Below are 18,660 nucleotides of genomic sequence, written 5' to 3'. Positions count from 1 at the left end.
GCAATGGCTGCACACCTACAATCACCACCGCGGACACACCGCACTCAAAGGCCAACCACCCGCCAGCCGCGTCCCCAACCTCTCAAGGCAATACACCTAGCCCCCCGCCGGGGGCGCCCCGGACCCCGGATTTCACTTTCCGGCAGGTCACAGGCTAAAGTTCTTCTTGTTCGCCCCGCCGAGCGGGAAGAACACAGCAAGGGGCTATAGCTCAGTTGGTAGAGCGCCTGCATGGCATGCAGGAGGTCAGGAGTTCAATTCTCCTTAGCTCCACAGGAGGAAGATCCCGTCCCCGTCAGGGGGCGGGATCTTCTGTTTGTGCTACTGAAGCGTCGCTGACCGTGTCGGCCCCCTCATGGCAGAATCGGACGGCCGGAAGGGGGCGCGGTCCGACGGGAGCTGATCGATGGGTGCACACAGGCGGAAGTGCGACTGGTGCGGCAGCGGTACGCCCATCGTCCGCGACATGGAGCCGGTCAACGCCGACTACCAGTACTGGTGCGAGGAGTGCGCGCGGGCGCTGATCATAAAAGGCGACCCCATCGAGACGTACCGGGAGCTGGAGGGCGAGCCGATCTACGGCCGCCTGCTTGAGGAGCACTGCACGCTCAAGAGGTTCTACTCCTTCGTCGCTGCCTGAACCGAAACGGTCCGGAGTCTGAGTCGATCATCGTTAAATCGGACATTCGAGGCTAACGCTGTCTAAGTAGTCGTAACGGAAACCGATTTGGCGCTCCGGCCCGGGACCTGTAATGTTTACGACGTCGCCGGGGGAACCGGGCGAATGAAACAGAGCAAGGGGCTATAGCTCAGTTGGTAGAGCGCCTGCATGGCATGCAGGAGGTCAGGAGTTCAATTCTCCTTAGCTCCACAGAAGTCGAGGGTGGATCATCCGGAAGGATGGTCCACCCTCGGTCTTTTCGTGCCCTGCGTCGCCGCCCGCTCGACGCCTGCGGTACCCTAGGCGCCATGCGTGCCGTACGCCTTCTGCTTAGCGGGCCGCGCTGATCAGTACCGACCCCGGTGGTACCCGTGAGGTCGACATCGGCGCGGCGTCCCCTCCTGCGTGAGGGGATTTTTCATTTCTGCAGGCAGAGACGATCGATGGAGCTTTGAGGATCATGAGCGAGACGAACCCCGCTGCCGCCGCGACTCCGGCGGAAGCCGCCCCGTACCGCTACACGGCCGCCATGGCCGCCGACATCGAGGCACGCTGGCAGGACTTCTGGGACGCCGACGGCACCTACGCGGCGGCCAACCCCAAGGGCGACCTGGCGGGCGAGGCGGCCGCCAAGCCCAAGAAGTTCATCATGGACATGTTCCCGTACCCCTCCGGTGCGGGCCTGCACGTCGGCCACCCGCTGGGCTACATCGCCACCGACGTCTACGCCCGGTTCCAGCGCATGACCGGCCACAACGTCCTGCACACCCTGGGCTTCGACGCCTTCGGCCTGCCCGCCGAGCAGTACGCCGTGCAGACCGGCACGCACCCGCGCGTGTCCACCGAGGCCAACATGGAGAACATGAAGGCCCAGCTGCGCCGGCTGGGCCTGGGCCACGACAAGCGCCGGTCCTTCGCCACGATCGACCCGGACTACTACAAGTGGACCCAGTGGATCTTCCTGCAGATCTTCAACTCCTGGTACGACGACGAGGCCCGCAAGGCCCGCCCGATCGACGAGCTGATCGCCCAGTTCGAGACCGGTGAGCGCGCGATCCCGGGTACCACGCGCGGCTGGAACGAGCTCAGCGCCGCCGAGCGCGCCGACGTCCTGGGCGAGTACCGCCTGGCCTACGCCTCCGACGCGCCGGTCAACTGGTGCCCCGGCCTGGGCACCGTGCTGGCCAACGAGGAGGTCACCGCCGACGGCCGCTCCGAGCGCGGCAACTTCCCCGTCTTCAAGGCCAAGCTGCGCCAGTGGAACATGCGGATCACCGCCTACGCGGACCGCCTGCTGGAGGACCTGGAGGAGCTGGACTGGCCCGAGGCCATCAAGCTGCAGCAGCGCAACTGGATCGGCCGCAGCGAGGGCGCCCGCGTCGACTTCCCCGTGGACGGCGAGTACATCACGGTCTTCACCACCCGCCCGGACACCCTGTTCGGCGCCACCTACATGGTGCTGGCGCCCGAGCACCCCCTGGTCGACAAGTTCACCCCCGAGGCGTGGCCCGAGGGCACCCACGAGGTGTGGACCGGCGGCCACGCCACCCCCGCCGAGGCCGTCGCCGCCTACCGCGCGCAGGCCACCGCCAAGTCCGACGTGGAGCGCCAGGCCGAGGCCAAGGACAAGACCGGCGTCTTCACCGGCGAGTTCGCCACCAACCCGGTCACCGGCGAGCAGATCCCCGTCTTCATCGCCGACTACGTCCTGATGGGTTACGGCACCGGCGCGATCATGGCCGTACCGGCGCACGACACCCGCGACTTCGCCTTCGCGCGCGCCTTCGAGCTGCCCGTGCGCTGCGTGGTCGAGCCGACCGACGGCCGCGGTACCGACACCGCCGAGTGGGAGGACGCCTTCGCCTCGTACGACGCGAAGATCGTCAACTCGCACGGCGAGGGCGTCTCCCTGGACGGCCTGGGCGTCACCGAGGCCAAGGCGCGCATCACCGAGTGGCTGGAGCGCAAGGGCATCGGCCGGGGCACCGTCAACTTCCGCCTGCGCGACTGGCTGTTCAGCCGTCAGCGCTACTGGGGCGAGCCCTTCCCGATCGTCTACGACGAGGACGGCATCGCCCACCCGCTGCCCGAGTCGATGCTGCCGCTGGAGCTGCCCGAGGTCGAGGACTACAGCCCGCGCACCTTCGACCCGGACGACGCGAACACCCAGCCGGAGACCCCGCTGTCGCGCAACGACGAGTGGGTCCACGTCACCCTGGACCTGGGCGACGGGCCGAAGAAGTACCGCCGCGAGACCAACACCATGCCCAACTGGGCCGGTTCCTGCTGGTACGAGTTCCGCTACCTGGACCCGCACAACGACCGGAAGATGGTCGACCCGGAGATCGAGCGCTACTGGATGGGGCCGCGCGAGGGCCGGCCGCACGGCGGTGTCGACCTGTACGTGGGCGGCGCCGAGCACGCCGTGCTGCACCTGCTGTACGCCCGCTTCTGGTCCAAGGTGCTGTTCGACCTGGGCCACGTCTCCTCCGCGGAGCCGTTCCACAAGCTGTTCAACCAGGGCATGATCCAGGCCTACGTCTACCGCGACAGCCGGGGCATCGCCGTGCCGGCCGCCGAGGTGGAGGAGCGCGACGGCGCGTACTACTACCAGGGCGAGAAGGTCACCCGCCTGCTGGGCAAGATGGGCAAGTCCCTGAAGAACGCGGTGACCCCGGACGAGATCGCCGCCGAGTACGGCGCCGACACCCTGCGCCTGTACGAGATGGCCATGGGCCCGCTGGACGTCTCCCGCCCCTGGGACACGCGCGCGGTCGTCGGCCAGTTCCGGCTGCTGCAGCGGCTGTGGCGCAACATCGTGGACGAGAACACCGGCGAGGTGACCGTGGTCGACGCGGCGCCCGACGAGGACACGCTGCGCGCCCTGCACAAGGCGATCGACGGAGTGCGCCAGGACCTGGAGGGCCTGCGCTTCAACACCGCCATCGCCAAGGTCACCGAGCTGAACAACCACCTGACCAAGGCCGGCGCCGCCCTGCCGCGTACGGTCGCCGAGCCGCTGGTCCTGATGGTCGCCCCGCTGGCCCCGCACGTCGCCGAGGAGCTGTGGCGCCGCCTGGGCCACACCGACTCGGTCGTCCACCGGGACTTCCCGGTCGCCGACCCGCGCTACGTGGTGGACGAGACCGTGACCTGCGTCGTCCAGATCAAGGGCAAGGTCAAGGCCCGCCTGGAGGTGCCGCCGGGCATCTCCGAGGAGGAGCTGGAGAAGGTGGCGCTGTCCGACGACAAGGTCGTCGCGGCGCTGGACGGCGCGGGCATCCGCAAGGTCATCGTGCGCGCGCCGAAGCTGGTGAACATCGTTCCGGCGTAACGGCGACGCCTCTCGGGGTACTCCCCTACGGGCAGGTTCGGGGTTTTTCTGGAACCCCGGGCCTGCCCGTTGCGTTTACCGTTGAGGAGTGCCGCGACGCGCGGCGCACCGGTCCGAGGAGGAGCGTCGTGGAAGCAGTGATCATCATCATCGCCCTGCTCTTCCTGGCTTTCGTCGCCGCGGGCGTGTACGCCACCGTCAAGGTGGTGGGCGCCGCCAAGCGCGGCGTGGACCGCACCATCGTCCAGGCCAGACGCACCGTCGAGGACCACACCCTGCGCGCCAGATCCTTCGCCCAGGTCGGCCCGGTCGCCGAGCTGGCCCAGCTGCGCCTCGCCCTGCGCACCTCCATGCGTGCCACCCAGGACGCGTTGCAGGCGGGAGCGGCCGAGGACGAGTCGCTGAAGGAGTCTTTGGGCCTGTTCGAGCGCCTCAGCGCGCACGGACACGAGCTGGACGCCGACCTCAAACGCCTGGAGTCCGAGCCGGACCGGGCCACGCTCGCCGCCCTGCTGCCCGAACTGCGCGCCCGCGCCGAGCGCATCACCAAGTCCGCGGACTCCCTGCGCTGGGCGGTCCGCGACCGCGCCCGCCGCTTCGCCGAGGACGATCTCGGCAGTCTCAGCGCCCAGATCGACATCGAGGCCGACGCCCTGCGCCACTGGACCCGCCCCGGGGCCGCCGGGGAACCGGCCCCGCAGCCGGCACCCCAGTCCCTCACCCCGCCCGCGCCGCGCCCCTCCTACCCCTGGCAGAAGAGCCCCCGCCCCGAAAGCACCACATGACCGCCACATGACCACCGCGGGTGCCGGGCCCGAGCGGACCGCCCCGGGGCACACGTCAGGGGTCGGGCTGCCGCGTGCGCGCCACGGCGGGTAACCTCCAGCTCATGTCCCGCCATGTCGCCATCGTCACCGATTCCACGGCCTACTTGCCGCACCGGACGATGGAGCGGCACGGCATCACCGCGGTGCCCCTGACCGTGGTGCTCGGCGACCAGGCGCTCGAAGAGGGCACCGAGATCTCCACCCGCGCCCTCGCCCAGGCCCTGCAGAAGCGGCGCCCCGTCACCACCTCCCGCCCGAGCCCCCAGGTGTTCGCCGAGACCTACCGCGAGGTCGCCGAGTCGGGTGCGCGCGGCATCGTCTCCCTGCACCTGTCCGGCGAACTGTCCGGCACCTACGACGCGGCCGTCCTCGCGGCCCGGGAGGCACCGGTGCCCGTGCGGGTGGTGGACACCAGGATGGTCGCGATGGCCCTCGGCTTCTGCGCCCTGGCCGCGGCCGAGACGGCGGAGGCGGGCGGCACGGTGGACGAGGCCGTCACCGCCGCCGAGAAGCGGGCCGCGGGCACCTCCGCGTACTTCTACGTCGACACCCTCGACTATCTGCGCCGCGGCGGCCGCATCGGCACCGCCCAGGCCCTGCTCGGCTCCGCCCTCGCGGTCAAACCCCTGCTCCAACTCGACGGCGGCCGCATCGAACTGCTGGAAAAGGTCCGCACGGCGTCGAAGGCGATCGCGCGCCTGGAGGAGATCACGGCCGAGCGGGCGGGGGGCGCGGAGGTCGACATCGCCGTTCACCATCTCGCCGCGCCCGAGCGCGCCGCCGCGCTGGCCGATCGGCTGCGGGAGCGGGTGCCGGGGGTGGGGGAGCTGCACGTCAGTGAGGTGGGTGCGGTCATCGGGGCGCACACCGGGCCGGGGTTGTTGGGGGCGGTGGTCTCGCCGCGGTGACGCGGAGGGGCCGCGTCACCCACACGGGTGGCGGAATTATCCACAACTCGGCGGGTGTCCCCGGGAATTGACCAAGATCATCGCGGAGTGGCGAGATGCGCCATCCTCGCCGCATGGCACTTCGATCACGTTCCCGCACCGTCACCCCGACCAGCGGCCCCGGCCGTGGGCCCGCCTCCGACGTCCGCACGCGCCACCGCGCGACGGAGCACCGGCGAATCCGGCACCGCGGGCCCGTACCCGCGGAGGACCTGCGGCGCCGGGCGGAGCTTCTCTTCGGTGAACGGGCCGTGCGGCGGCGGGAACCGGGGAAGGCACCGCCGGACGCGAGCGCGCCCGAACCGGTGAACGCGCCGGAGCCGTCCGAACCCTCCGGGTCCGCCGGTCCCGTGCCGCCGGACTGGCGGGAGCGGACCGGGACGGCGCTGCGGGAGCGGCTGCCGGTGTGGTTGCAGTCGCGGTGCGGGGTGGAGCGACGGGGGACCGTGGCGCTCGCCGTACTGCTGGTGGTCGCCGCGCTGTTCGCCGTGCAGCACTTCTGGGCGGGCCGGCCTCAGCCGGTGAGCGCGCCCCAAGTGGTGCGCGCACAGGCGACGTACGCGAAGGCGCCGTCCGCCGCGGCCGGGGGCGGCGCGACGACTTCGGGCGGGGAGATCGTCGTGGACGTCGCCGGCAAGGTCCGCGATCCGGGGATCCGCCGCCTCCCGGCAGGCTCCCGGGTGGCCGACGCGCTGCGGGCCGCGGGCGGTGTCCGGCCGGGCGCGGACACCGACCGCCTCAACCGGGCCCGCTTCCTGGTGGACGGCGAGCAGCTGGTCGTCGGCGAGCCGGTGGCCGCGGGCGCGCCCGTCGCCGGCGTGGCCGCCACGACCGGCCCGCCCGCGCCGGTCTCCCTCAACACGGCCACCGAGGACCAGCTCGACACGCTGCCGGGAGTCGGACCGGTGCTGGCCCGCCACATCATCGACTACCGCACCCGGCACGGCGGCTTCCGCTCGGTGGACGAGCTGCGCCAGGTCAACGGCATCGGCGACCGCCGCTTCACCGACCTTCGCGACGCGGTACGGCCATGAGCGCCGCCCTTCTCCACGGCAGCAAGCCCGTGCCCGTGCCCGAGCCGGGTCCCGAGCCGGGTCCCCTGGACCTGCGCCTGGTGCCACCCGCACTCGCGGCCTGGGCCACGGCGGCGCTGACCCTGGACGCTCCGGCCGGCCGGACCGTGTGGCTCGCGGCCGTCTCCCTCCTCGGGGGCATCGTCCTGCTGGGCGCGAGCCGGGCGGCTCGGGCCCCGGACCCGCCGGACGGACGGCCGGTCCGGGCACGGGCCTCGCTCGCCGCGGTGCTCCTCTGCGTCGCCGCGTCGGCCACGTCGTCCGGGCTGCACGGCGCGGACGTACGGCGCGGACCGGTTCCCGAACTGGCCCGGCGCTCCGCCATCGTGACCGCCGACATCGAACTCACCGGCGATCCCTGGCTGAGCAGGCCCCGGGTGCGGGGCGATCACACGGCACCGGTGGCGGTGCTGGTCCGGGCGGAGGTGCGGCGCGTCGAGGAGAGCGACGGGAGGAGCACGCGGACGCGGGCGCCGGTTCTGGTGGTGGTCGACGGGGGCGTGCCGGGGCCGGCAGGGGGTGTTGGTCCGCCGCCGGTACCAGGGGTTCCCGAGGCACCGGACGGGCGGTCGTCGGCTCGGGGGATTCCCGAAGGGCATGTCGGGGCGCCGGACGGGTCGGCAGCGCGGGCCGGGGGTTCTTGGACGCGGGCCGGGCAAGCCGGCTGGCTTCGGCTTCTGCCGTCCACTCGGTTGCGGGTGGGCGGGAGGCTGGCGCCCGCCCTGGCCGGGGGTGACCGGACGGCGGCCGTGCTCAGGCTGCGGGGACAGCCGGGGGCGAGGATCCTGGTGGGGCCGAGCGGGGCGCAGCGGTTGGCGGGGCGGCTCAGGGACGGGCTGCGGGAGGCGACCGGTGGACTGCCCGGGGACGCGCGGGCGTTGCTGCCCGGACTCGTCGTCGGGGACACTTCGCGGATCACGCCCGAGCTGGACGACGCCTTCAAGGCGACCGACCTGGCCCACACCCTCGCGGTCTCCGGCAGCAATCTCACCGTGCTGCTCGCCCTCCTCATCGGCCCGCCCGGCCTGGCCCGGCTGGCCGAACGCCGCGGCCTGGCCCCGCGCCTGGGGCTCTCCCTGAGGGCGACCGCCCTCCTCGCGGGAGCGCTCACGGTGGGCTTCGTGATCGTGTGCCGGCCCGACCCGAGCGTGCTGCGGGCCGCCGCCTGCGGGGCGGTCGCGCTGCTCGCCCTGGCCACCGGGCGCCGCAGATCCCTCCTCCCGGCCCTGGCCACGGCCGTCCTGCTGCTGGTGCTGTACGACCCCTGGCTCGCCCGGAGCTACGGCTTCCTGCTCTCCGTGCTGGCCACCGGCGCCCTGCTGGTGCTGGCGCCGGGCTGGAGCGAGGCGCTGCGCCGGCGCCGGGTTCCGCCGAGGCTGGCCGAGGCGCTGGGGGCGGCCGCGGCGGCGCAGGCCGTGTGCGCGCCGGTCGTGGCGGTGCTGTCGGCCCGGGTGAGCCTGGTGGCGGTGCCCTGCAATCTGCTGGCGGAGGCGGCGGTGGCACCCGCGACCGTGCTGGGGTTCGCCGCGCTGGCGACCGCGCCGGTGGCGATGCCGTCGGCCAAGGCGCTGGCCTGGTGCGCGAGTTGGCCCACCGGATGGATCGCCTGGGTCGCCCGGACCGGGGCCGGGCTGCCCGGCGCGGCGGTGGACTGGCCGGGCGGGTGGCCCGGGGCGCTGCTGCTCGCGGCGGTCACGGTGGCCGTCGTCCTGGCCGGACGGCGACTGGTGCGGCACCCGTGGTGGTGCGGGCTGTTCGGGGCGCTGCTCCTGCTGGCGGTGGTGCGTCCCGCGCCGTTGACCCGAGTGGTGACGGGGTGGCCGCCGCCGGGGTGGCGGTTCGCGATGTGCGACGTCGGCCAGGGCGACGCGACGGTGCTGGCGGCGGGCGCGGGCGCCGGAGTGGTCGTGGACGCGGGCCCCGACCCGGCTCGGGTGGACCGCTGTCTGCGGCGACTGGGCATCACCCGCATCCCTCTCCTCGTGCTGACCCACTTCCACGCCGACCATGTGGCGGGGCTGACCGGTGTGCTGCGGGGGCGCGAGGTGGCCGCGATCGAGACGACGGGGTTCGAAGAGCCGCGGGAGGAGGCGGAGTCCGTCGGGAAGGAGGCGGCCGCACGGCACATCCCGGTCGTCCGGGCCGTCGCGGGGGAGGAGCGGCGCACCGGCCCGCTGTCCTGGCGGGTGCTGTGGCCGCCGCCGGACGCCGGCACGGCCCCCGCGTACACGGGCCCGCCCCCTGGGGGTACCGGGCCTCCCACCCGCCCCGGCCCGCCCCCCGCGGATACCGGCCCGCCCCCCGCGGATACCGGCTCGCCCCCCGCGGGTGCCGGTCCACCCGCCGTCCCCGTCCCGCCCCCGACCGGACCGGTCCCCGCTCCGGACTTCGACGGCCCGAACGACGCCAGTGTGACGCTGCTGGTCCGCACGGGCGGGCTGCGGTTGCTGTTGCTCGGGGACCTCGAACCCCCGGAGCAGCAGGCCCTGTCGAGGTCCCCGGAGGCGGCCGGGCTGGCCGGTGTGGACGTGCTGAAGGTGGCCCATCACGGATCGGCCTACCAGGACCCGGAGTTGATACGGCTCGTGGCGCCCCGGGTGGCGCTGATCTCCTGCGGCACGGGGAACCCGTACGGGCACCCGGCCCCCTCGACGGTGGCCGCGTTGCGGGCCGGTGGCGCGGTGGTGCTGCGGACCGACCGGGACGGGGCGCTCGCGGTGGGCGGGCACGTGGGGTCCCTCGGCCCGGACAGGGGGCTGGAGGTGACGCGCGACAGGCCCTGAAGGCTACTTGTAGAAGACGGCCACGCCCCCGTGGTGCGAGCAAGCGCCCTGGTGGTGGGCGGCGTACGAGTAGGTGCCGTCGTTGCACAGCGCGGTGGCGCCGTTCCCCGCGCTGCCGGAACCTCCCGAGGAACCGGAGCCGCCGCTCCCCGACGATCCGCCCGACGTCCCGCCCGAAGAGCCTCCGTCGCTTGGACCGGCGGTCGGCGCGTGCGCGGTGACGGTCACCTTGACCTTCACCGTCTTCGTCGCCGTCACCGTGGGCGCGGGCTCGGGCGCCGCCGTCCGGGTGGCGGTGGCGGTTGCCGTGACCGTGGCGGTCGGCTGCACCTTGGCGGCCGTCGGCCTGGCATCGGTTCCGTTGTCCTGGCCGCCGGCGCCGATCCCGATGCCGAGGAAGAAGGCGAGTCCGATCGTGGGCAGCACGTACCTCTTGCGCGCCCACCTCGGAGCCGTTCGCGTGGGCGGCTGCGGCGGCATCGGCGGCATGGCGTACGGGTAGCTCATGGTTCCCCCCAAGGTGCGTCGGAGGTAAGACCGTAACTCCGGATGTGATGTTCATGTGAAGTTTTCGTGCCGAAGGCGCCGGTTCGTGATGCGGTGAGGGCGGACGTCGCCCGGCGCGGGGTGATCGGCCGCGGGGCGGTCGATCCGGCCGACCGGCCGACCGGAAGCGGGAGTTCACGGTCGGCGGCACCATGGGGCGCGGGCCGGTGGCCGATGGGGCGGACCGTACGGGACGTTCCCGGCGACGTCGCCGGCCCCACGCAGGGGTCAACTCCTTCGCGGGGTGGTGCGGATCGGCGGACGAACAGAGCGGTGGTGCTCCGGCACCTGGGGCTCCGCGACGGCGTCGAGGGCGAGATGCGGGCCGCCCGCCGGGCCGCCACCGGGGCGAGGAGCCGACCTGGCGATTCGAGGCCGCGGGCGTCTCGGAGAATGGCGGCGTGAGCGATGTGAGACATGTGCTGGTGCTGCCCGACCGGGACGCGGCGGAGGCGGCGGCCGAGGCGCTCGGGGAGCGGTTCGGCCTCGACGAGGAACCCCGGCTGCTGCGGGACGCCCTGGCCGGCGAGGACGACGCCGAGGACGCCCAGTGGCTGGTCGTCCTGGCCGACGAGGAGGAGCGCCTGGACCCCCGGGAGCTGGACGCGTTCGCGCGGGAGTGGGACGGGTGGCGCGAGGAGCCGTGACCCTCGGGGTACCGGCCCTCGGGGGCCGGGGCGTTGTCGGTGGGGCGTGGGATGCTTGGGGCGATGGCCAGGAAGACTGCGAATGACGACGTTCTCGCCCCGGTGACGCTTGCCGTGGGCCAGGAGGACCTGCTGCTGGACCGCGCGGTGCGGGAGGTGGTGGCCGCGGCGCGTGCCGCCGACGCCGACACCGACGTGCGGGACCTGGCCCCGGACCAGTTGCAGCCGGGCACGCTGGCCGAGCTGACCAGCCCGTCGCTGTTCGCCGAGCGCAAGGTCGTCGTCGTCCGCAATGCGCAGGATCTGTCGGCCGACACCGTCAAGGACGTGAAGGCGTACCTCGGCTCGCCCGCCGAGGAGATCACGCTGGTGCTGCTGCACGCGGGCGGAGCCAAGGGCAAGGGGCTGCTGGACGCCGCGCGCAAGGCGGGGGCGCGGGAGGTGGCCTGCCCGAAGATGACCAGGCCGGCGGACCGGCTGGCCTTCGTGCGCGGGGAGTTCCGCACGTCGGGCCGGTCGGCGACGCCCGAGGCGTGCCAGGCGCTGTGCGACGCGATCGGCAGCGATCTGCGGGAGCTGGCGTCCGCGGTGGCGCAGCTGGTCGCGGATGTCGAGGGCACGATCGACGAGGCCGTCGTCGGGCGGTACTACACCGGCCGGGCCGAGGCCTCCAGCTTCACGGTCGCGGACCGGGCGGTGGAGGGGCGTACGGCGGAGGCGCTGGAGGCGCTGCGGTGGTCGCTGGCGACGGGAGTGGCGCCGGTGATGATCACGAGCGCGCTGGCGCAGGGGGTGCGGGCGATCGGCAAGCTGTCGTCCGCGCGGGGCGGCCGGCCGGCCGATCTGGCGCGTGAGCTGGGGATGCCGCCGTGGAAGATCGATCGGGTGCGGCAGCAGATGCGGGGCTGGACGCCGGACGGTGTCTCGGTGGCGATGCGGGCGATCGCGGAGGCGGACGCGGGAGTGAAGGGCGGGGGGGACGATCCCGAGTACGCGCTGGAGAAGGCGGTCGTGGTCATCGCCCGTGCCGCGCGCTCGCGGGGCCGGGGGTAGGAAACCGTCGGGCCGGTGAACCGTCCGCTGCAAGGTGGCCCGCACGGCGCACCCTCCGTGCGAAGCGGCCCCGGCGTCTTCCCGGTACGCCGAAGGCCCCGACGCCCGCCCTGGGGAAGGGAGAGGCGCCGAGGCCTTCGGTTCAAGCTGCCGGACTCGCACCCGCGTGGCGAACGCAGGCCGCGTGCGAATCCTGGGATGCCGGTCGGGAGCGGATGAGAGAGGGCCCGCTCTGGGTCTTTCCGGCGGTCAGATCAAAGGAGAGGTTCAGCCCTTGATGGACGCGACCTTGGAAGCAAGCGCCGACTTCTTGTTGGCGGCCTGGTTCTTGTGGATGACGCCCTTGGAGACGGCCTTGTCGAGCGCACGCGCGGCAGCGCGCTGCAGCTCGGTGGCCTTCTCGGTGTCACCCGCGGCAGCGGCCTCACGGGCCTTGCGGATCGCGGTCTTCAGGGAGGACTTGACGGCCTTGTTGCGCAGCCGAGCCTTCTCGTTGGTCTTGATCCGCTTGATCTGGGACTTGATGTTCGCCACGAAGGAGCCTTTTCAGGTTCAGGTGCGGGGCCGTGAAGGTCCCGTACCGGTGATCCAAAATTTCTCTGATCGCGCCTCGTGCAGAGAGGGCATGAGGCACAGCCATCTACAGTACCAGTGGCCCTGCGAGCGGCCCAAAACGCCCCTCGGTCCCTTCGCGTGGGACCATGGAGTCTACGTATCGATCCGACCCGAGGCATAAGGCGCCTCAAGAGACAGGACCCTGCGTGCCCGCGACCCCTAACCATGTGCCCGAGCCGAGCCGTACCGACCCGGCGCTGATCCGCAACTTCTGCATCATCGCCCACATCGACCACGGCAAGTCCACGCTCGCCGACCGGATGCTCCAGCTGACCGGCGTGGTCGAGCAGCGGCAGATGCGTGCTCAGTACCTCGACCGGATGGACATCGAGCGCGAGCGCGGCATCACGATCAAGTCCCAGGCGGTGCGTCTGCCCTGGGCCCCGACCGAGGGCCCCGACCAGGGCACGACGCACATCCTCAACATGATCGACACCCCGGGGCACGTCGACTTCACCTACGAGGTCTCGCGGTCGCTGGCCGCCTGCGAGGGGACCATCCTCCTCGTCGACGCCGCCCAGGGCATCGAGGCCCAGACCCTCGCCAACCTCTACCTGGCGATGGAGAACGACCTCACGATCATCCCCGTGCTCAACAAGATCGACCTGCCGGCCGCCCAGCCGGAGAAGTTCGCCGAGGAACTGGCGAACCTGGTCGGCTGCGAGCCGGACGACGTGCTCAAGGTCTCCGCGAAGACGGGTCTCGGCGTCGACGCGCTGCTCGACAAGGTCGTCAAGGAGATCCCGGCCCCGGTCGGCGTCGCCGACGCCCCCGCCCGCGCGATGATCTTCGACTCGGTGTACGACTCCTACCGCGGTGTCGTGACGTACGTCCGTGTCATCGACGGCCAGCTCAACAAGCGCGAGCGCATCAAGATGATGTCGACGGGCGCGACCCACGAGCTGCTGGAGATCGGCGTCAGCTCGCCCGAGATGCTCCCGGCCGACGGCCTGGGCGTCGGCGAGGTGGGCTACCTGATCACCGGTGTGAAGGACGTCCGCCAGTCCAAGGTCGGTGACACCGTCACCAGCCAGAGCAAGGGCGCGACCGAGGCGCTCGGCGGCTACAAGGACCCGAAGCCGATGGTGTTCTCGGGCCTGTACCCGCTGGACGGCTCCGACTACCCCGAGCTGCGCGAGGCCCTGGACAAGCTCCAGCTCAACGACGCCGCGCTGGTCTACGAGCCGGAGACCTCCGCCGCCCTCGGCTTCGGCTTCCGCGTCGGCTTCCTCGGCCTGCTGCACCTGGACGTGATCCGCGAGCGCCTGGAGCGCGAGTTCGGCCTCGACCTGATCGCCACCGCCCCGAACGTGGTCTACCGCGTGCTCATGGAGGACGGCAGCGAGCACACGGTGACCAACCCGAGCGAGTTCCCCGAGGGGAAGATCGACGAGGTCTACGAGCCGGTCGTACGGGCCACGATCCTCGCGCCCACCGAGTTCATCGGCGCGATCATGGAGCTGTGCCAGACCCGGCGCGGCACCCTGCTCGGCATGGACTACCTCTCCGAGGACCGGGTCGAGATCCGCTACACGCTGCCGCTCGCGGAGATCGTCTTCGACTTCTTCGACCAGCTGAAGTCCAAGACCCGCGGCTACGCCTCGCTGGACTACGAGCCCACCGGCGAGCAGGCCAGCTCCCTGGTCAAGGTCGACATCCTGCTGCACGGCGACAAGGTGGACGCCTTCTCGGCGATCACCCACAAGGACCAGGCGTACGCGTACGGCGTGCGGCTCGTCGCCAAGCTCAGGGAGCTGATCCCGCGGCAGAGCTTCGAGGTGCCGGTCCAGGCCGCCATCGGCTCCCGGGTCATCGCCCGCGAGACCATCCGCGCCATCCGCAAGGACGTCCTCGCCAAGTGCTACGGCGGCGACATCTCCCGCAAGCGCAAGCTGCTGGAGAAGCAGAAGGAAGGCAAGAAGCGGATGAAGATGGTGGGTTCGGTGGAGGTTCCGCAGGAGGCGTTCATCGCCGTCCTCTCCAGCGATGACAGCGCGGGGTCGGCCAAGGGCAAGAAGTAACCGAAGGTAACAGCCGGGCGCGTCCGCAAACCGGACACCAGGGGGCCCGTCGTGCGAAAGCGCGGCGGGCCCCCGCGCGTGCGCGGCGTCGTCCGGCGCTGACTCCGCGTGGAAAGAGACAGGGTGAAGCCCCTTACGCAGCGGGCGGTCGCGCCTTACTCTGATGCCTGCTCGATAGTTACTCGCGAGTTAAACAACAGCGCGAACCCCACCGTGAGTCAACCCAGCCGCACCGAGTACCAGCCGCGCCGTCGCGGGCCCCGGAGGATGTCGTGAGCGACACACAGACCCAGATCGAGAACCGTCCGCCGTCCGTCGCGGCCCTCTTCCTTGAGCGCGTCGCGGCCACACCGGACGCCGAGGCCTACCGCTACCCGGTGCCTCCCGCCTCCGGCGAGGGCCCGGACGACTGGCAGACGCTGAGCTGGGCCCAGTCGGCCGACCGGGTGTACGCGATCGCGGCCGGACTCGCCGAGCTGGGCATCGAGCCCGAGCAGCGCGTGGCGCTCGCCTCCTCCACCCGTGTCGAGTGGATCCTCGCCGACCTCGGCATCCTGTGCGCCGGCGGCGCCACCACCACGATCTACCCGCAGACCAACGCCGACGAGTCCGCGTTCATCCTCGCCGACTCCGGGAGCCGGGTCCTGATCGCCGAGAACGCGGCCCAGGTCGCCAAGGCGGTCGAGAAGCGCGCCGAGCTGCCCGAACTCACCAAGGTCGTCGTCATCGACCCGGCCGGCGCGGCGGACGACGACTGGGTGATCTCCCTCGCCGAGCTGGAGAAGCGCGGCGCCGCCTACCTGGAGCAGCACCCGCAGCTGATCAAGGAGCGGGTCGGCGCGATCACCAAGGACCAGCTCGCCACCCTCATCTACACCTCCGGCACCACCGGCCGCCCCAAGGGCGTGCGCCTCCCGCACGACAACTGGTCCTACATGGCGAAGGCCATCGCCGCGACCGGGCTGCTCGGCCCGGACGACGTGCAGTACCTGTGGCTGCCGCTCGCGCACGTCTTCGGCAAGGTACTCACCTCCGGCCAGATCGAGACCGGGCACGTCACCGCCGTGGACGGCCGCGTCGACAAGATCATCGAGAACCTCCCGGTGGTGCGGCCGACGTACATGGCCGCCGTGCCGCGCATCTTCGAGAAGGTCTACAACGGCGTCGCGGCCAAGGCCCGCGAGGGCGGCGCGGCCAAGTACAAGATCTTCCAGTGGGCGGCCGAGGTCGCCCGCGAGTACGCCAGGACCGAGCAGGACAACTTCCGGCACACCGGCAACCGCACCGTGCCCTTCGGCCTCGCCGCCAAGCACAAGGTCGCCGACACCCTCGTCTACGCCAAGATCCGCGAGGCCTTCGGTGGCAGGCTGCGCGCCTGCGTCTCCGGCTCCGCCGCGCTCGCGCCCGAGATCGGCTACTTCTTCGCCGGCGCAGGCATCCACATCCTGGAGGGCTACGGCCTCACCGAGTCCTCCGCGGCGTCCTTCGTGAACCCGGGGGAGGCGTACCGCACCGGCACGGTCGGCAAGCCGCTGCCCGGCACGGAGGTGCGCATCGCCGAGGACGGCGAGATCCTGCTGCGCGGCCCCGGCATCATGCAGGGCTACCACAAGCTGCCCGACAAGACCGCCGAGGTGCTGGAGTCCGACGGCTGGTTCCACACCGGGGACATCGGCGAACTCTCGCCCGACGGTTACCTGCGGATCACCGACCGCAAGAAGGACCTCATCAAGACGTCCGGCGGCAAGTACGTCGCGCCGGCCGAGGTCGAGGGCCAGTTCAAGGCGGTCTGCCCGTACGTCTCCAACATCCTCGTGCACGGCGCCGACCGGAACTACTGCACCGCGCTCATCGCCCTGGACGAGATCGCGCTCGCGGAGTGGGCGAAGGAGAACGGCCTCGGCGGCAAGCCGTACGCGGAGATCGTGGCGGCGCCGCAGACGGTGGCGATGGTCGACGGATACGTCCAGCAGCTCAACGCCGGGCTCCAGCGCTGGCAGACGATCAAGAAGTTCCGGCTGCTGCCGCGGGACCTGGACGTGGAGCACGGCGAGATCACGCCGAGCCTGAAGCTGAAGCGGCCGGTGGTGGAGCGGGAGTACAAGGGACTGATCGACGAGATGTACGAGGGGGCTCGGGAGAAGTAGGAGGGCCTCGTGCCGCTTTCGGGCCGTCGGAGCCCGGACAGCCGCCCCTTGTGATGCTGTCCTAGCACGGTTCTCGGCCAGGCGTGGCCACTTCGGTGACTTCACGCTTATGCGCGACCCCTGTCTGTCACCCTGGCCGCATGGACATGGCGGCCATACCCACGCAACGGGAGACGGTGGGCCGGGCGGCGCGCGGCGGCCACGCCGCGCTCCCCGGCAGTCCGCTCGCGCCGGGCTCCGCGCGGGGCCTGGTGCGGGCCGCGCTGGCCGAGGCACCCGTGGCGCCCCGGCTCGTCGACGACGCCTTGGCGGTCGTCAGCGAGCTGGTCACCAACGCCGTGGTGCACGCGGGCACCGAGATATCGCTCGACTGGTGCCTGGAGGACGACGGCGCGTTCGTGATCGAGGTCGGGGACCGGCACCCCGCCCGGCCGCCGCGGGACGCGACCGCGGACGAGCCGTCGTACGACACCCTGGAGTACGGCCGTGGCCTGCGCCTGGTCGGGGCGCTCGCCGAGTCCTGGGGGGTCACCTACCGCTCCGGCGCCAAGTCGGTGTGGGCCAGGCTGCCCCCGGGCGGCAGTGAGCCGACGGCCGGTCCCGGGGCGCGGGACGCGCTGGAGGCCGCCGAGGACCTGGCCCCGCAGTCGCAGCGCGCGGCCAGCGACCGGGACTGGCTCGGCCGGGGCGCGCTGTCCTTCCTCGCCGAGGCGTCCGACCTGCTCGCGGGCCAGCTGGACGAGAACCTGGTCACGGCCCTCACCGGGCAGCTGATCGTGCCCCGGCTCGCCGACTGGTGCGCGGTGTGGCTGGAGGACGAGGCATCCGCGCGCGGTGGGTCGTACGACGGTCCCGCCCGGGTCTGGCACGCCAGCGAGAACCGCATCGAGGAACTGCGTCTCGCCCTGGAGAAGGAGCCGCCGCGGGCCGGGGACGTGGTGGGCTTCGGGCCCGAGCCGTATCCCTGGCCCGGCGACGCGCTCGGTGTGCGGGGCACGGACGGTACGGCGCTGGCGTACCGGCTGGTCGCGGGCGGGCGGCCGCTCGGCACGCTGGTCATCGGGCGGTGCGGGCTGGAACGCTTCCCCGACGAGATCACCGGCCTGGTCGAGGATCTGGCCCGCCGGGTGGCGCTCGCCATCGGCGCGGCCCGGCAGTACGCCCGCCAGGCCACCATCAGCGCCGTGCTCCAGCGCGGTCTGCTGCCGGGCGCGGTCGCGGAGATCCCCGGGATGAGCAGCGCGCTGGTCTACGAGCCGTGTGCCAGGAGCGGCGGCCCCAGCGGCGACTTCTACGACCTGTTCCCGGCGGGCGACGGCCGCTGGTGCTTCGCGATCGGCGACGTGCAGGGCAAGGGCCCGGAGGCGGCGGTCGTGATCGGGCTGGCGCGTCCCTGGCTGCGGCTCCTCGCCCGCGAGGGATACCGGGTCGCCGACGTCCTCGACCGGCTCAACCAGCTCCTCCTGGACGACGCCATGGAGGCCGCCGACGCCGCGGCGCGTGCCCTGGTCGCCGCGGACGGCCGGGGCGAGGGCCCGCAGACGCGCTTCCTCTCCCTCCTCTACGGCGAGCTGACCCCGTACGACGGCGGGGTCCGCTGCACCCTCGCCTCCGCCGGGCACCCGCTGCCGCTCGTCCTCGGCCCCGACGGCACGGTGCGCACCGCGGCCCGTCCGCAGACGCTGCTCGGGGTGGTCGAGGACGAGACCTACACCAGCGAGACCCTCGACCTCGGGCCCGGCGACAGCCTGCTGTGCGTCACCGACGGCGTGACCGAACGCCGCTGCGGCTCCCGCCAGTTCGACGACGCCGACGGCCTCGCCACCGCCCTCGCCTCCTGCGCCGGCCTCACCGCCGACGAGATCGCCGAAAGGATCCGCCACCTGGTCCACACCTTCGGCGAGGCCCCTCCGGAGGACGACCTGGCCCTGCTGGTGCTGCAGGCGGGGTGAGGAGGCGGGGCGGCGCCGGTGCCCGGCGACCGCGCCGACCGCCGCCCCGGCGCG

General features: G+C 72.3%; 13 protein-coding genes and 2 tRNA genes. 13 read left to right on the top strand and 2 right to left on the bottom strand.

All coding sequences use genetic code 11. From position 1 onward, the window contains the following. The first annotated feature begins 200 nt into the window (after positions 1–200). From ACWDD7_RS34900 to ACWDD7_RS34865, 8 genes are all read left to right on the top strand, one after another. Positions 201–273, top strand: a tRNA-Ala gene (locus ACWDD7_RS34900). Positions 274–406: 133 nt separating this feature from the next. Further along, a complete protein-coding gene (locus tag ACWDD7_RS34895; RefSeq protein WP_037655034.1) occupies positions 407–640 on the top strand; it encodes a hypothetical protein in 234 nt (77 codons plus the stop codon). Between the two features lie 158 nt (positions 641–798). Further along, a tRNA-Ala gene (locus ACWDD7_RS34890) sits at positions 799–871 on the top strand. Positions 872–1,121: 250 nt separating this feature from the next. Next, positions 1,122–3,995 carry a leucine--tRNA ligase gene (leuS, locus tag ACWDD7_RS34885; protein WP_450460358.1) on the top strand — a complete coding sequence of 958 codons (2,874 nt, stop codon included), beginning with the start codon at positions 1,122–1,124 and terminating at the stop codon, positions 3,993–3,995. Between the two features lie 128 nt (positions 3,996–4,123). Then, positions 4,124–4,780 carry a hypothetical protein gene (locus tag ACWDD7_RS34880; RefSeq protein ID WP_450460357.1) on the top strand — a complete coding sequence of 219 codons (657 nt, stop codon included), beginning with the start codon at positions 4,124–4,126 and terminating at the stop codon, positions 4,778–4,780. Between the two features lie 104 nt (positions 4,781–4,884). After that, positions 4,885–5,730 carry a DegV family protein gene (locus ACWDD7_RS34875; protein WP_450460355.1) on the top strand — a complete coding sequence of 282 codons (846 nt, stop codon included), beginning with the start codon at positions 4,885–4,887 and terminating at the stop codon, positions 5,728–5,730. Positions 5,731–5,843: 113 nt separating this feature from the next. After that, the gene (locus ACWDD7_RS34870) at positions 5,844–6,803 is read left to right on the top strand and encodes a helix-hairpin-helix domain-containing protein (protein ID WP_450460354.1); all 960 of its coding nucleotides are present in this window, start codon (positions 5,844–5,846) and stop codon (positions 6,801–6,803) included. Then, positions 6,800–9,625: a ComEC/Rec2 family competence protein gene (locus ACWDD7_RS34865; protein ID WP_450460353.1), complete on the top strand. Its 2,826-nt coding sequence runs from the start codon at positions 6,800–6,802 to the stop codon at positions 9,623–9,625. The genes ACWDD7_RS34870 and ACWDD7_RS34865 overlap by 4 nt, the downstream gene beginning before the upstream one ends. Before the next feature lie 3 nt (positions 9,626–9,628). On the opposite strand, the gene ACWDD7_RS34860 is transcribed toward ACWDD7_RS34865, so the two are convergent. Further along, positions 9,629–10,132, bottom strand: a complete 504-nt coding sequence (locus ACWDD7_RS34860; protein ID WP_450460352.1) for a DUF3761 domain-containing protein — start codon at positions 10,130–10,132, stop codon at positions 9,629–9,631. A 440-nt stretch (positions 10,133–10,572) separates the two neighbouring features. Here ACWDD7_RS34860 and ACWDD7_RS34855 point away from each other — a divergent pair, with 440 nt between their 5' ends. After that, positions 10,573–10,818 (top strand): hypothetical protein, encoded by a 246-nt coding sequence (locus tag ACWDD7_RS34855; protein ID WP_351876149.1) that lies wholly within the window; start codon positions 10,573–10,575, stop codon positions 10,816–10,818. 63 nt (positions 10,819–10,881) lie between these two features. Then, positions 10,882–11,871, top strand: coding sequence for a DNA polymerase III subunit delta (holA, locus tag ACWDD7_RS34850; RefSeq protein WP_351876151.1), 990 nt, complete (start codon positions 10,882–10,884; stop codon positions 11,869–11,871). A gap of 267 nt (positions 11,872–12,138) precedes the next feature. Here the strand turns inward: holA and rpsT are convergent, their stop codons facing one another. Continuing rightward, the gene (rpsT, locus tag ACWDD7_RS34845) at positions 12,139–12,405 is read right to left on the bottom strand and encodes a 30S ribosomal protein S20 (protein WP_189813295.1); all 267 of its coding nucleotides are present in this window, start codon (positions 12,403–12,405) and stop codon (positions 12,139–12,141) included. Between the two features lie 227 nt (positions 12,406–12,632). Between rpsT and lepA the strand changes: the two genes are divergently transcribed. From lepA to ACWDD7_RS34830, 3 genes are all read left to right on the top strand, one after another. Further along, a complete protein-coding gene (gene lepA / locus ACWDD7_RS34840) occupies positions 12,633–14,507 on the top strand; it encodes a translation elongation factor 4 (protein WP_351876154.1) in 1,875 nt (624 codons plus the stop codon). Positions 14,508–14,779: 272 nt separating this feature from the next. Next, the gene (locus tag ACWDD7_RS34835; RefSeq protein ID WP_450460351.1) at positions 14,780–16,654 is read left to right on the top strand and encodes an AMP-dependent synthetase/ligase; all 1,875 of its coding nucleotides are present in this window, start codon (positions 14,780–14,782) and stop codon (positions 16,652–16,654) included. Between the two features lie 146 nt (positions 16,655–16,800). Next, the gene (locus ACWDD7_RS34830) at positions 16,801–18,606 is read left to right on the top strand and encodes a SpoIIE family protein phosphatase (protein ID WP_450460360.1); all 1,806 of its coding nucleotides are present in this window, start codon (positions 16,801–16,803) and stop codon (positions 18,604–18,606) included. Positions 18,607–18,660: the final 54 nt, after the last annotated feature.

The organism is Streptomyces sp. NPDC001056 (assembly GCF_053598955.1).
This window is presented reverse-complemented; position numbering and strand designations above follow the sequence as displayed.

Excerpts from the sequence above, each read along its gene's own strand:
- ACWDD7_RS34830 (WP_450460360.1), top strand. The coding sequence starts at position 16,801 with ATGGCGGCCATACCCACGCAACGGGAGACGGTGGGCCGGGCGGCGCGC.
- ACWDD7_RS34870 (WP_450460354.1), top strand. The coding sequence starts at position 5,844 with ATGGCACTTCGATCACGTTCCCGCACCGTCACCCCGACCAGCGGCCCC.
- ACWDD7_RS34875 (WP_450460355.1), top strand. The coding sequence starts at position 4,885 with ATGTCCCGCCATGTCGCCATCGTCACCGATTCCACGGCCTACTTGCCG.
- ACWDD7_RS34860 (WP_450460352.1), bottom strand. The coding sequence starts at position 10,132 with ATGAGCTACCCGTACGCCATGCCGCCGATGCCGCCGCAGCCGCCCACG.
- holA (WP_351876151.1), top strand. The coding sequence starts at position 10,882 with ATGGCCAGGAAGACTGCGAATGACGACGTTCTCGCCCCGGTGACGCTT.
- ACWDD7_RS34865 (WP_450460353.1), top strand. The coding sequence starts at position 6,800 with ATGAGCGCCGCCCTTCTCCACGGCAGCAAGCCCGTGCCCGTGCCCGAG.
- leuS (WP_450460358.1), top strand. The coding sequence starts at position 1,122 with ATGAGCGAGACGAACCCCGCTGCCGCCGCGACTCCGGCGGAAGCCGCC.
- ACWDD7_RS34895 (WP_037655034.1), top strand. The coding sequence starts at position 407 with ATGGGTGCACACAGGCGGAAGTGCGACTGGTGCGGCAGCGGTACGCCC.